The organism is Streptomyces clavuligerus (assembly GCF_005519465.1).
Classification (GTDB): Bacteria; Actinomycetota; Actinomycetes; order Streptomycetales; family Streptomycetaceae; genus Streptomyces; species Streptomyces clavuligerus.
On sequence record NZ_CP027858.1, the window covers coordinates 2,882,994 to 2,896,674 of the forward strand.

Annotated in this window: 11 protein-coding genes; 5 read left to right on the forward strand and 6 right to left on the reverse strand. The window is 74.6% G+C overall.

Features of this window, described 5'->3' with window-relative positions; genetic code table 11:
* Positions 1 to 156: 156 nt before the first annotated feature.
* Positions 157 to 540 (reverse strand): cold-shock protein, encoded by a 384-nt coding sequence (locus CRV15_RS37400; RefSeq protein WP_003958997.1) that lies wholly within the window; start codon positions 538 to 540, stop codon positions 157 to 159.
* A 189-nt stretch (positions 541 to 729) separates the two neighbouring features.
* On the opposite strand from CRV15_RS37400, the gene CRV15_RS11950 reads away from it, so the two are divergent.
* Positions 730 to 969 (forward strand): hypothetical protein, encoded by a 240-nt coding sequence (locus CRV15_RS11950; protein ID WP_003958996.1) that lies wholly within the window; start codon positions 730 to 732, stop codon positions 967 to 969.
* A gap of 13 nt (positions 970 to 982) precedes the next feature.
* Here CRV15_RS11950 and CRV15_RS11955 read toward each other — a convergent pair whose 3' ends face one another.
* The 3 genes from CRV15_RS11955 to CRV15_RS11965 form a co-directional block, all read right to left on the reverse strand.
* Positions 983 to 1,603 carry an HAD family hydrolase gene (locus tag CRV15_RS11955; RefSeq protein WP_003961316.1) on the reverse strand — a complete coding sequence of 207 codons (621 nt, stop codon included), beginning with the start codon at positions 1,601 to 1,603 and terminating at the stop codon, positions 983 to 985.
* Positions 1,604 to 2,193: 590 nt separating this feature from the next.
* The gene (locus CRV15_RS11960; protein ID WP_009997172.1) at positions 2,194 to 2,517 is read right to left on the reverse strand and encodes a hydrophobin family protein; all 324 of its coding nucleotides are present in this window, start codon (positions 2,515 to 2,517) and stop codon (positions 2,194 to 2,196) included.
* An 869-nt stretch (positions 2,518 to 3,386) separates the two neighbouring features.
* Positions 3,387 to 4,616: a hypothetical protein gene (locus tag CRV15_RS11965; RefSeq protein ID WP_003961314.1), complete on the reverse strand. Its 1,230-nt coding sequence runs from the start codon at positions 4,614 to 4,616 to the stop codon at positions 3,387 to 3,389.
* 138 nt (positions 4,617 to 4,754) lie between these two features.
* Here CRV15_RS11965 and CRV15_RS11970 point away from each other — a divergent pair, with 138 nt between their 5' ends.
* The gene (locus CRV15_RS11970; protein WP_003961313.1) at positions 4,755 to 7,436 is read left to right on the forward strand and encodes a helicase C-terminal domain-containing protein; all 2,682 of its coding nucleotides are present in this window, start codon (positions 4,755 to 4,757) and stop codon (positions 7,434 to 7,436) included.
* Positions 7,437 to 7,456: 20 nt separating this feature from the next.
* Here CRV15_RS11970 and CRV15_RS11975 read toward each other — a convergent pair whose 3' ends face one another.
* Positions 7,457 to 7,711, reverse strand: a complete 255-nt coding sequence (locus CRV15_RS11975) for a hypothetical protein (protein WP_231405994.1) — start codon at positions 7,709 to 7,711, stop codon at positions 7,457 to 7,459.
* A gap of 360 nt (positions 7,712 to 8,071) precedes the next feature.
* On the opposite strand from CRV15_RS11975, the gene CRV15_RS11980 reads away from it, so the two are divergent.
* Complete coding sequence (locus CRV15_RS11980) at positions 8,072 to 9,709, forward strand: DNA repair helicase XPB (RefSeq protein ID WP_003958553.1); 1,638 nt, start codon at positions 8,072 to 8,074, stop codon at positions 9,707 to 9,709.
* A 131-nt stretch (positions 9,710 to 9,840) separates the two neighbouring features.
* Here CRV15_RS11980 and CRV15_RS11985 read toward each other — a convergent pair whose 3' ends face one another.
* Complete coding sequence (locus CRV15_RS11985) at positions 9,841 to 10,026, reverse strand: hypothetical protein (protein ID WP_003958554.1); 186 nt, start codon at positions 10,024 to 10,026, stop codon at positions 9,841 to 9,843.
* Between the two features lie 274 nt (positions 10,027 to 10,300).
* Here CRV15_RS11985 and CRV15_RS11990 point away from each other — a divergent pair, with 274 nt between their 5' ends.
* Together CRV15_RS11990 and CRV15_RS11995 are read left to right on the forward strand one after the other, a co-directional pair.
* Positions 10,301 to 12,604, forward strand: a complete 2,304-nt coding sequence (locus CRV15_RS11990; protein ID WP_003958555.1) for a HelD family protein — start codon at positions 10,301 to 10,303, stop codon at positions 12,602 to 12,604.
* A 192-nt stretch (positions 12,605 to 12,796) separates the two neighbouring features.
* Positions 12,797 to 13,633 (forward strand): hypothetical protein, encoded by an 837-nt coding sequence (locus CRV15_RS11995; protein ID WP_003958558.1) that lies wholly within the window; start codon positions 12,797 to 12,799, stop codon positions 13,631 to 13,633.
* Positions 13,634 to 13,681: the final 48 nt, after the last annotated feature.

The following is a 13,681-nucleotide window of genomic DNA, read 5'->3' on the forward strand; positions in this document are numbered from 1 at the left end:
CGGCCGGCGGCAAGTCCCGGCGCCCGGCGGGAGGTCCCGGCGCGGCACCGCCGTCACCGGCCCGCGCGGCGGCGGATCACACGGGATCACACGTGGTCACACCTGGTGGGACGGGGCCACACCTGGTGGGACGGGGTCACACCTGGTGGGACGGGGTCACACATCGAGCTGGTCGGCCACCGCGCGGAGCATGTTGGCGATCTTCGCGCCATGGGCCTTGTCGGGGTAGCGCCCGCGCTCAAGCTGCTGGGTGACGTTCTCCAGGAGGGTCGTCAGGTCCTGCACGATGGACGCCAGCTCGTCGGGCTTGCGCCGCTGGGCCGCCGCCACCGAGGGGGTCGGGTCCAGCACCACCACGGACAGGGCCTGGTCGCCGCGCTGACCGGCGACCACGCCGAACTCGACGCGCTGGCCGGGCTTGAGGGAGTCGACCCCGTCGGGCAGCACTGACGAGTGGACGAAGACGTCGCCGCCGTCGTCGCGGGAGAGAAAGCCGAAGCCCTTCTCGCTGTTGAACCACTTGACCTTGCCGGTAGGCACGTCTGTCCTCGTCATTCGTACTCGTTGGGGCGTTGGGCCGCCGGAAGCCTGTCGACGGGTCTCGGGTCTCGGCTCTCCGGAAGCACCACAGCGGGCCGACTGACCCGCACCACCCAAGGCTAATGGTCCAGGGGCCGCTGACAAGACGTCGCCGATCGGTTCCTCTTCGAGGGGAACTACCCTGGCTGGATGACTGCTACTCCTGACGCCCCGGGTGACGGGCTGGTCCGCGTCGGCGGCGTCGTCTTCATCGTCGGCGCGGTGGCCACTCTCGTCACCATGGCCCCACTGTTCCTGGGGACGGACCCGTTCCCGCCGATCGCCTACGGCGTCTGCATGCTCATGGGCGTCGGCTTTCTGATCTCCGGCGTGGGCGTACTGCGCTCGATCGCGGCCCAGCGGCGCACCGCGAAGTCCCTCTCCTCCTGAGCACCGGGCCCGGCTAGCCGCGCCGGGCCCGGTGCTCCCGCAGCCACGCGGGAAACTCCACAAGGTCCGCGAGTACCGTGTCCGCACCGGCTTTCCGCAGGTCAGCGGTGGTACAGGGGCCGGTGGGCACGGAGACGGCGTGCGCGCCCGCGGCGTGCGCCCCGCGGATGTCGCCGATGTGGTCGCCCACGTACACCCCCGCCGTGTGCGCCCGCAGCGCCTCGGCCTTGCCCTCCGCCCAGAGCGAGCCGATCACCTCGTCCGCGGCGATGCCCAGGTGGTCCAGATGGAGCCGGGCGTTCGGCGCGTACTTGGCCGTGACGACGATGGACCGGCCGCCCGCCGCGCGCACGGCGGCCACCGCCTCCCGTGCGCCGGGGAGCGCGGGGCTCGGAGTGATCGCGTACTCGGGGTACAGCGCGCGGTAACGATCGCCCATGGCCTGAATCTGATCATCAGGGAACCAGTGCGCCAGCTCCTGTTCCAGCGGCGGGCCCAGCCGGGTGACGGCGAGGTCGGCGTCGATCCACGCCCCGGTCTCCGCCGAGAGCGCCAGGAACGCGGCGCGGATGCCGGGCCGGGAGTCGATCAGGGTCATGTCGAGGTCGAATCCGACCGTGAACGCTGAGGTCATCCCGCCATTGTGCCGATCCGGCCGGGCCACCCCGGCGCGCCGGTGTCCACCTGGCCGACCTGGTCCGGCGCGCCGGTGTCCATGGGGTGGGGCCGCCCGCGTCCACGGGGTCGGGGCCGTCCGCGCCCGCCCTCAGTCGTCCGTGCCCCGGCAACCGTCCTTGGCCGACGGCAGCGGGGTGGGGTCGCGATGGCGCCCGCGCAGGAGACCGGGGTACTGCTCCTCCGCGAGCCGCCGGCGTTCCTCGGCCTCTCCCCCTGATGGAGGTGCCGGCCCCGGTGCGGCGGCTCGCCCACGAGCGCGGGCGCGACACGGCCCCGAGCAGGCGGCGCGGTGCGCGGACCACCTGACCGCGGCGGAGGGCGGCCGGGCCGTCGCGCGGGGGCCCGCCGGGCGGGGGCGCCAGGGCGGAGCCGGTGCGAAGCCGGTGCGGGAGGTCTTCGGCCGGGACCCGGTCGTGGTCCCGGACCCGGACCCGGAGCCGGTGCGGACCCGGAGCCGGTGACCGGCTCCCCGCCCGTGGTGCCGGGCACACCGTACGGGGCGGTTCTTGGCGGTCGGCGGGGTCCCGGTGACGGTTCGCCCCTCGGTCAGCGGCAGCGGTGGCCCTCGGGGCGGTGGCCGACGGCGAGGACGCCGTAGTTGCGGGTGGCGCAGAAGTTGACGGCGGCGTCGCCGTCGCGCGCGTCGGTACAGCTCACACCGACGGGTCCGCTGACGTCCTCGACGGCGATCCCGAGCAGCCGCGCCACGGTCGCGATGGCGGGGTCCTCGGCGACCGCGCCGACCCGTTCGCACCGGAGCGGTTCGGGAGCGGCGGCCCCGGCCGCGGGCGTCGCGGAGACGAGGGCCGCCCCCAGGGCGAGTGCGGCGGCGGCTGTGGGGGCGGCGAGCCGGTGGGCGGTCTTCTGCATGGCGCTGTCCTGTTCACGGAGGCGGGCGGACGGGCCCCGGTGGCGGACCCGGTAGACGTAGACACATACCGGTGAGGACGACGAGGACCCTGCGCCGACGCCACCCCGTTCATGCCCCCGCCCCCGGGAAACCACCCGATGGCGGCATCCGGCCAACGGTCACGTCCACCCCGTCACCCGGTCGTGTCCGGGACCCGTTTCCCGTACCCGGCCTCTCCGTACGGCGCCCGCCTGCACGGGGACGGCGGCGGCCCGGAGCCCCGGCCGCCTGCCCGGAGCCCGGACGGCCCTACCGGGGACAGCCGTGGGCGGCGGGCGCGCGGGCGATGAGTACCGGCCACCCGGCCTGCCCGCCGACGACATCGCGCGGCACCCGTACGGCACCGGTACGACGTCCGGACGCGGCGGGCACCGGCGACGGACACGGGCGCCCGCCCCTCCCCGACCGCCGCCGCCGCCGGGCCGAACCGGCACGCCGAGGACAGCGAACGGCACCCGCACGGGAGCGTCCCGCCGGAGACACCCGCACGACGCCCGGACACGGCAGGCACCGGCACAGGCACCTGGACCGGATACGGGGCGACCCGTATCCCCTGCCCTCGCGCGCCTCCACCCGGCAGGGCAGCGGCCCCCGGCGCCCCGGACCAGCGGTGCACGCCGACGGCAGCGAGCGGCACCCGTACACGTCTCACGACCGACAGCCGTACGACGTCCGGACGCGGCGGGCACCGGCGACGGACAGGGGCGTCCGTCCCCCGCCCCGTACGCCTCCACCCCGCAGGGCATCGGCACCGGCGCGGGGCACCGGCAGCCGCGCGGGACAGCCGCACCGGAGGCCACCGCGCGGGGGTCGCCAGGGCACGGCGGGGTCAGGTGCGGCGGGCGCGCCAGAGGAGGAAGAGGGCGGAGGCGAGGGCGGCGCCCTTGATGGTCCAGGGGGCGGCGGCGGAGAGGGCGTCGGCCATGGAGCCCGGGGGGAGGGGATCGCCCCAGCGCCCGTCCTCGCGGCCCCAGAGCCACACCAGGGCGACGGCCGCCGCGGTGCCCGGGAGCCCGAGCACCGCGAATCTGCGTTCGGCGGGGGAGAGTCCGCACAGGCCCCACGCGAGCAGCCAGCCGAGGCCGAGCGCGATCCAGGAGGCGAGGGCGGCGCCCGCGACCAGCAGGACGGCGGCCAGGAGCAGGACGACGGCGCCGAGGCGGGGCACGGGCGCGGCGGCGGTCTCCTCGGCGGGGGCGTCCTCGACGGGGCCGGGGGCGGCACGGCGGCGCAGCAGTGCGGCGGTCAGCAGCCGCCGGGCGCGTCCGGGGCCCCGCCCGGCGTCGGCGGCGGCCTCCTTGTCCACGGACAGGCCGGCGAGGCCGTGCCCGTCCGCGCCGCCCCCGCCGCCCCGCTCGTTCCCGTCCTCGCCCTCGTCCTCGTCTCCGTCCTCAGGGTCGTCGGGGCGCGGCGGTGCCAGTATCTCGGGGATCTCGACCCCGCCCGTGAACCCGGCGACCTGCTCGCCCACGCCGAACGGCTGCGGGGTGACGTTCCACCAGTCGGTGTCGTCGTCCTGTCCGGTGCCGCCGAGTTGGTCGAGGCCCGCGAGGTGCGGTGGCGGCGCGGCGGGTGCCGGGGGCGCGGCGGGCAGCGGCGGCACGGGGGCGGGCGGCGCTGCCTTGCGGGGGCCCGGGATGCGGCTGCGCATCCACTGCGCGGCGGACCGCTGTCCGGGTCCGGGCTCCGGCGGTGACTGCGGCGTCGGCCGGGGGACGGCGGGCGTCGGCGGAGGCACGGGGGTGGCACCTGCGGGAGGCGCGGTGGGGGTGGCTCCCGCCGAAGGCGCGGCGGGGGTGGTCCCCGCCGCCGTCACGACCTCGTCCGGTGTGCCGATCCGCCCCAGAATCCTGCGGACCGCCGCCGGGCTGTCCCCCGTCGCCCTCGCGCGCTGCCGGTCGATCTCGTCGCGCAGCCCGGCGACCAGTTCGCGGCGCGTGCCGGACGGCAGGTGCCGTTGCTGGGCCAGGTCCCCGACCCGGCTCAGATAGTCGTAGACGAGCTGGTCGCTCTCGATCCCCACGGCGTTTCCCCTGACGCTCACCGGCCTGCCGGACATTCCCCGCGACGCGCGGCGCCACGCCGCACCGGACCGTGCCGTGCCGCATCGCACCGCGTTGCGCTGCCTGCCGACCGTAGCGCGGCCACGCTGCTCCGGGGACTGTCGCGGGGCACTCCAGCGGCTACCGTGGGCCGGATGGGGACAACACCCGAAGGACCCGCCGCGCCCGACACGACCGCTGACGGCACGGACGGCACAGGCGGCGGCAGCAGCCCGCGCACCCTCGCCGAGGCCCTGCGCGCCCGCGGTGACGAGGAGTTGGCGGCGCTGCTGCGCGCCCGGCCCGATCTGCTGGCCCCGGTTCCCGGGGACCTCACCCAGCTCGCCACCCGCGCGGGCACGCGTGCCTCGGTCGTCCGGGCCCTGGAGCGGCTGGACCGGTTCACCCTCCAGACGGCGGAGGCGCTGGCCGTCGCCCCGGACCCGGCCCCGTATCCGCTGCTGCTCGCCCTGCTGGCGGGCGACGACGGCGACCCGGCGGTGGCCGCGGCGCTCCCGGGCGCGGTGGCGACGCTCCGGGACCGGGCGCTGATCTGGGGCGGCGACGACCGGCTGCGGCTGGTGCGCACCGCGCGGGAGCTGCTGGCGCCCGCGCCGGGCCGCCCGTCGCCGACGGGTCTGGGGCCGACGGTCGCGGAGGCCACGGCGGGCATGTCCCCGGGCAGGCTCCAGGAGATCCTGACCGCCGCCGGGCTGCCGAGCACGCACGATCCGGTGTCGGCGGTCGCCGCGTTGACGGCGCTGTTCACGGACCGGGAGCGGATGGGGACGCTGCTGGACTCCGCCCCGTCCGAGGCACTGGCGGTCCTGGACCGGCTGGTGTGGGGTCCGCCGTACGGGGAGGTCACCGCCGACCCCGCGCCCCCGGTGCGCTGGCTGCGGGACCGGGGGCTGCTGCTGCCCGCGTCGCCGCGCACGCTGGTGCTGCCGCGCGAGGCGGCGCTGCATCTGCGCGGGGGCCGGGCGCACCGGCTCCCGGAGCCGGTGCCGCCGCGGCTCACCCCGGCGGCGACGGTCGGCACCGGCCGTCCACAGGTTGTGGACAGCGCGGCGGCGGGGCAGGCGTTCACCGCGCTGTCGACGGTGGAGGAGCTGCTGCGGGAGTGGCACGAGGGCGGCCCCCCGGTGCTGCGCGCGGGCGGCCTCGCGGTGCGCGACCTCAAGCGCACCGCCGTCGCGCTGGACGTGAGCGAGCCGACGGCCGCGTTCTGGCTGGAGGTCGCGTACGCGGCGGGGCTGCTGGCGTCGGACGGCGAGGCGGACGAGCGGTACGCCCCGACGCCCGTGTACGACGAGTGGCTGGACCGGCCCGCCGGTGAACGCTGGGCGCTGCTCGCGGACGCCTGGCTGACGGCCACGCGGGTGCCGGGTCTGGTGGGCGGTCAGGACACCAAGGGGCGCCCGCTGTCGGCGCTGGGCCCCGGTCTGGACCGTTCGGCGGCGCCGGAGGTGCGGGGCGGGGTGCTGGAGCTGCTGGCGGCGCTGCCCGCCGGGACGGCGGCGGAGGCGGAGAGTGTCCTCACCCGGCTGCGCTGGGAACGCCCGGTGCGGACGGTGTCCCCGGGGGTGCCGGTGGACCTGCGCTCGCGGATCGCGGCGTGGACGCTCAGCGAGGCGGAGGCGCTGGGAGTGACGGGCCGGGGCGCGCTGTCGGCGCACGGCCGGGCCCTGCTCGGCCGCCCCGGCGGCACAGGGTCCGCCGCGGGCCGGGGGGATGCCTCCGGGCCCTACGGCCGGGGAGCGTCCGGTGCCGGGGAGGCGTCCGTGAACGGCGACCGCCGACCGGTCTCCGTGAACGGCGGCAGGCCGTCCCCCGGCCCCCCGGAGACCGTCCCGCTGACGACGGTGGAACGCGGGGCGGCCCAGACCGCCGCCGCTGCCGCGCTGGAGCCGCTGCTGCCGCAGCCGCTCGACCACATCCTGCTCCAGGCGGACCTGACGGCCGTGGCCCCGGGCCCGCTGGAGCGGCCGCTCGCGGAGACGCTGGCGGTGCTCGCGGACGTCGAGTCCAAGGGCGGGGCGACGGTGTACCGGTTCACGCCCGGCTCGGTCCGCCGGGCGCTGGACGCGGGCCGTTCGGCGGCCGAACTGCACGCGTTCCTCGCGGCGCACTCGCGGACGCCGGTGCCGCAGCCGCTCAGCTATCTCATCGACGACGTCGCCCGCCGCCACGGCCGGCTCCGGATCGGCGCGGCCTCGGCGTATCTGCGCTGCGACGACGACGCGCTCCTCGACGAGATCCTCGCCGACAAGCGCTCCCACGGCCTGGGGCTGCGCCGTCTCGCGCCCACGGTGCTCGCGGCGCGGGCCGAGCCCCCGGCGCTGCTGGAGGGGCTGCGGTCGATGGGGTACGCACCTGCGGCGGAGTCCGAGGAGGGCGATGTCCTGATCGCCCGCGCCCACGCCCGCCGCACTCCCCCGCGCACCCCGCCCGTCCCCGTCCCGGACGGCCCGCCGCCCCCGGACACGACGCTCCTCGGCGCCGCGGTCCGCGCCATCCGCGCGGGCGACCTGGCGGCGACGGTGGCCCGCAAACCGGACGACCGGACCTCCGACGCCGCCCCGCTGCGCGCGGGCGAACTCCCCCGCTCCTCGTCGGCGGAGACGCTGGCCACCGTGCAGGCGGCGGTGATGACGGGCTCGGCGCTGTGGATCGGCTACCTCAACGCGGAGGGCTCGGCCAGCCAGCGGGTGATCGCCCCGGTGCGGGTGGAGGGCGGTTTCGTCACCGCGTACGACCACACGGCGGACGAGGTCCGGACCTATCCACTGCACCGGATCACGGGCGTGGCGGAACTGGCGGACGAGCTGTCCTGACACGGACGCGTCGCCTCCGGCTACCCGGTCCCGGAGGCGACGCCCGACACCAGCCACACCACGGCCGACAGCCCCATCGCGGTCTCCGACACCCCGAACGCCAGCACACCCCCGACCCCCGCGCACACCACCCGCCGCGACCTGCGCCCCACGGTCCGCTCCCCGAACCAGCTCAGCGCCACCAGCCCGAGCGGCAGCAGATACCCGCCCCACACCCCGGCGGGCAGGTCGAACCCGAACACACCGGCGTCGGCGTACACCCCCATCGGAGCCACCGCACTCCCCCCGGCGGGCCCCGCCCACCACCACCGGTCCCGCGCCCACACCCCGTATCCGTTTCTTCCCATGCCCTCACCCAACCGCCCCCGCCGAACGGCCGGGCACCGTACGCGTACTCATTCCGCGCGGGGCGCCCGCGCCGGGTACTCAGGGGGGCGGGAACTCAGGGCCGCGCCCTCCCCCGGCCCTGAGCGACGGCTTCCCGGCCCGGGACATCGCGGCCCGGGATATCGGACGTGCGAGATGCGTTCCGACCGCGCTCCGCACCCCATGACCGCCCCCGTACGGCACACTGGAGGTTTGGCCCCGGCCCCCCGTGGTCCCCGGGCCCGAGTGGAAGCGGAAAGGGCGCAGGTGTGAACGGACCCCTCATCGTCCAGAGCGACAAGACCCTCCTTCTGGAGGTCGACCACGAGCAGGCGGACGCGTGTCGGCGGGCGATCGCGGCGTTCGCCGAGTTGGAGCGGGCGCCGGAGCACATTCATACGTATCGGGTGACACCGCTCGGGCTGTGGAACGCGCGGGCCGCCGGGCACGACGCCGAGCAGGTCGTGGACGCGCTGGTCGAGTACAGCCGGTATCCGGTGCCGCACGCGCTGCTCGTGGACGTGGCCGAGACGATGGCCCGGTACGGGCGGCTCACCCTGTCGAAGCACCCCGTGCACGGGCTGGTGCTGACCACGACCGACCGGCCCGTCCTGGAGGAGATCCTGCGGTCCAAGAAGATCCAGCCCCTGGTGGGGACGCGGATCGACGCGGACACCGTACTGGTGCACCCCTCCGAGCGGGGGCAGATCAAGCAGGCGCTGCTCAAGCTGGGCTGGCCCGCCGAGGACCACGCCGGATATGTCGACGGCGAGGCCCACCCGATCGAGCTGGCGGAGAACGGCTGGGCGCTGCGCCCCTATCAGCGGCAGGCCGTCGAGGGCTTCTGGCACGGCGGCTCCGGCGTCGTCGTCCTCCCCTGTGGGGCGGGAAAGACGCTGGTCGGCGCGGGGGCGATGGCCGAGGCCAAGGCGACGACGCTGATCCTTGTCACCAACACCGTCTCCGCCCGCCAGTGGAAGCACGAGCTGGTGCGCCGGACCTCGCTCACCGAGGACGAGATCGGCGAGTACAGCGGGACGCGGAAGGAGATCCGCCCGGTCACCATCGCCACCTATCAGGTGCTGACGACCAAGCGGAAGGGGATCTACCCCCATCTGGAGCTGTTCGACTCCCGCGACTGGGGTCTGATCGTCTACGACGAGGTGCATCTGCTGCCCGCGCCGGTGTTCAAGTTCACCGCCGATCTCCAGGCGCGCCGCCGGCTCGGTCTCACCGCGACGCTGGTCCGGGAGGACGGGCGGGAGTCCGATGTCTTCTCGCTGATCGGGCCGAAGCGGTTCGACGCCCCGTGGAAGGAGATCGAGGCCCAGGGGTATATCGCCCCGGCGGACTGTGTGGAGGTACGTGTCAATCTGACCGAGTCCGAGCGGCTCGCGTACGCCACCGCCGAGACGGAGGAGAAGTACCGCTTCTGTGCCACGACGGCGAGCAAGCGGAAGGTGACCGAGGCGCTGGTGGCCCGGCATCGCGGGGAGCAGACGCTCGTCATCGGGCAGTACATCGACCAGCTCGACGAGCTGGGAGCGCATCTGGACGCGCCCGTGATCAAGGGGGAGACCTCGAACGCGCAGCGGGAGAAGCTGTTCGACGCGTTCCGGGCGGGGGAGATCTCGGTGCTCGTGGTCTCGAAGGTCGCGAACTTCTCGATCGACCTTCCGGAGGCGACCGTCGCCATCCAGGTCTCCGGCACCTTCGGCTCCCGGCAGGAGGAGGCACAGCGGCTGGGCCGGGTGCTGCGGCCCAAGGCGGACGGGCACGAGGCGCGGTTCTACTCGGTCGTCGCGCGGGACACGATCGACCAGGACTTCGCGGCACACCGCCAGCGGTTCCTGGCGGAGCAGGGATACGCGTACCGGATCATGGACGCGGACGAGCTGCTGAGCTGAACTGGACTGAACCGACGGGCTCACGCTGACGAGCTGCTGGGGTGACACGGTCAAAGCAGGACGAACCGCGTGACACAGCCCTCAGTGGAAGTCGGTGGAAGCCGGTGGGATTCGGAGGGAGCGGGCGGGAGTCAGCGGCGGCGCACCCCCGCGTCCTCCGCGTACTCCCCGAGGACGGCGACGCTGAACAGCGTCTCCACGAAGACCCTGACCGCGCGCAGCGGTCCGCCGTCCCGCTGTGGAATGTGGTTGTCGGAACCGTTGGCACCCCCGGTACGGGGGGTCCGGGCACTGGGGCTGAAGGTCGTTGCGCTCATATGTCCATGGTGCGTTTCCCGCCGCTCCGACACATCGGCCGACGGACGGAAACCGGGGCCCGTACCCCTACGACTCCAGGTAGAGGGGTCATCCTCCGGAGCCACCACCTGAGGATGAGGTCCGTCTCCTCCCCATCGGGGACAACCCCGTGGCCCCGTTCTCCATCCGCTGGCTAGAATCGCCGCTCTTGCCCGCCTCCCCCGAGGAGCGCCGCCGCCCGGACGGAAACCGGCCGGCCCCCCAACGCCCGTTACCCCGCTTGGAGGCCGTTCCGTGTCCGCGCCCGACCACCACTCCTCCCTGACCAGCGACGACAACAGCGACAGCCCCACCGGCCCGCTGGGCAGGGAACAGTCCCACCTCTTCGCCTCCCGTGCCGCGCTGCGCACCATGCGCGAGCAGGTCGAGGCCCTCGACCTCCGCGATGTCACCGCGAACTGGGTCAACGCGGCGGTACTGGGGTCCCAGATGGAGGCGCGGATCAAGGAGCTGGCGGACCTCGCCCACACCCCGCTCTTCTTCGGCCGTCTCGACTACCTCCCCGCCGCCCGCGCCGACGGCGAGGAGGACGGCCACCGCTTCTACATCGGCCGCCGCCATGTCCACGACGCCCACGGCGATCCGATGGTCGTGGACTGGCGCGCCCCCGTCTCCCAGCCCTTCTACCGCGCCTCCCGCAAGGACCCCCTCGGGGTGGAGCTGCGCCGCCGCTTCGGTTACACCGGCGGCGAGCTGACCGCCTACGAGGACGAGAATCTGAGCGACCCCGCCGAGCACGCGGAGGAACGCGAGTACACCAGCCGACTGCTCCAGGCGGAGATCGAACGGCCCCGCGTGGGCCCTATGCGGGACATCGTCGCGACCATCCAGCCCGAACAGGACGAGATCGTCCGCGCCGGGCTCGCGGGCACGGTCTGCGTCCAGGGCGGCCCCGGCACCGGGAAGACGGCCGTGGGCCTGCACCGGGTGGCGTATCTGCTGTACGCGCACCGGGAGCGGCTGGCCCGCACCGGGACCCTGGTGATCGGTCCGAACCGGTCCTTCCTCCACTACATCGAGCAGGTGCTGCCCGCGCTGGGCGAGCTGGAGGTGAAACAGGCCACCGTCGACGACCTGGTGGCCCATGTCGAGGTGCGCGGCACGGACGACGCGACCACCGCCGTCGTCAAGGGCGACGCCCGGATGGCGCTGGTGCTGCGGCGCGCGATCCGTTCCCATGTCACCGCGCCCGCCGAACCCGTCGTCGTGGTGCGCGGCTCCCGCCGCTGGCGGGTGCCCGTGCACGAGCTGACGGAGATCGTCGACGAGCTGCTCGCCCGCGACATGCGGTACGGGGCGGCCCGTGAGGCCCTGCCGCGGCGGATCGCGCACGCCGTCCTGACCCGGATGGAGGAGGCGGGCGAGGCCCCTGACGACCGGGTGCAGGACGCGGTGGCCCGCAACCCCGCCGTCAAGGCGGCCGTGAAGGCGGTCTGGCCGCCGGTCGACCCCGCGAAGCTGGTGCTGCGGCTCCTCTCCGACCCCGCGTTCCTCGCCGAGCACGCCGACGGGGTCCTCGACGAGGACGAACAGCGGGCGGCCCTGTGGGCGAAGCCCGCGCGGAGCGTGCGCTCGGCGAAGTGGTCGGCCGCGGACGCGGTCCTCATCGACGAGGCCAGGGATCTCGTGGAACGGACGCACTCGCTCGGCCATGTGGTCCTGGACGAGGCGCAGGATCTGTCGCCGATGCAGTACCGGGCCGTGGGACGGCGCTGTACGACGGGTTCGGCCACGGTCCTCGGCGATCTCGCGCAGGGCACGACGCCCTGGGCCACGGGGAGCTGGACCGAGGCCCTGGCGCATCTGGGCAAGCCGGACGCGGCGGTGGAGGAGCTGACGGCCGGTTTCCGGGTGCCGCGCGAGGTGATCGCGTACGCGTCCCGGCTGCTGCCGTACATGTCTCCCGGGCTGACGGAGGTCACCTCGGTCCGTGAGTCCCCGGGCTCCCTGGAGATCCGCGCGGTGGCGGAAGCCGTGCCGCAGGAGACCGTGCCGCAGGAAGCCGTGCCGCAGGAGGCGGCGGCGGGCGAGGAGGCGGCGGCTCCGGAGGACGTACCGGCGGAGACGGGGGCTCCGGAAGCCGTACCGGCGGAGGTGGAGGCGCCCGCCCCGGAGCATTCGGACGGTGTGGGCGCCCTGGTCGCCGCCGCCGTCGCCGCCTGCGAGGAATCCCTCCGCCACGAGGGCTCGATCGGCCTCATCGTCCCGGACGCCCTCCTCCCGGAGGTGTCCGAGGCCCTGGCGGCGGCGGGCCACACCCCTCTCGCCCCGGGCGAGGAGACCACCGCCGTCTCCCGGCTCACCCTGGTGCCGGTGTCGCTCGCGAAGGGCCTGGAGTACGACTACGTGGTCCTCGCCGAACCGGCCGCCGTCGTCGCGGGCGAACCCGACGAACGCACCGGTCTGCGGCGGCTGTACGTCGCCCTCACCCGCGCGGTCTCCGGACTGACCGTGGTGCACGCGCGGCGGCTGCCGGAGCAGTTGGCCGAGTCCAGGCGGATGGACGACCTCCCGGCCGTGGCACCCGTCACCCCGTAATCCCCTTGGGGTGTTGATCAACACCCCGTATGCTCGCACGAACGTGTGCGCGATCATGGCTGAAAACCGCCTCCGTGCTCACGGCCGCCGGGACGCGGGGAGACCGCAGGCACGCGCCCCCGCAGCCCTTTCCGGTGCCTCGTACTTCGTACTTCGTACCCCGCGCCTCACACGTATGCGTCAAGGAGATTCATGAGATCTGTTCGCCGTACCGCTTCCGTCGCCGCCCTCGCCATCGGCGGCACGCTGGCCGTCACCACCCTGGCGGCGCCCGCCGCCCTGGCCGACGACCGGGCCGAGCGGGCCGCCTCGGCCCTCACGGCGTCGAAGCAGCGGATCACCGACGTCCAGGAGGGCGACATCCGCATCTCCGACGTCGTCGTCAACGGCGGCAAACCGATCGTGGTCAAGCTCTCCGGCACCCAGAAGATCTCGATCACGTTCAAGGTCTCGGACCGGTCCGGGATCGAGGGGGCCAGCGCGGCCCTGTGGCGCGGCGCGAACTTCAACCGGCCCGACGCGGTCCTCTACGGCAGCCACACGCTGGCGCAGTGCGGCACGGGCCGCTCGGTCTCCTGCACCGCGACCGTCAACGTCGACCCCGCGTACTTCAGCAACACCTACGCGGGCCGCTGGAACGCCCTCGCCATCGCCGTGGGCAACGACGGCAACCTCGTCCAGAAGTTCCGGGCGGCCCACACCCACGTCCAGCGTGACTCCCGGCTGACCGTGGACGCCGCCCCTGAGCCGGTGAAGAAGAACGCGAACCTGACCGTCACCGGCGCCCTCACCCGCGCCAACTGGGACGTCGACCGCTACACGGGCTACTCCGCCCAGCCGGTCAAGCTCCAGTACCGCGCCAAGGACGCCAAGACCTACACCACCGTCAAGACGGTCACCACCGACAGCGTCGGCAAGCTGAAGACCACCGTGAAGGCCACCGCCGACGGCTACTACCGCTACAGCTTCGCGGGCACCTCCACCACCAAGCCGGTCACCACCGCGGGCGACTACATCGACGTCAACTGACGGCAACTGACGTCCGCTGACGCACCGACCGCGCACAGCCGCTGAAGG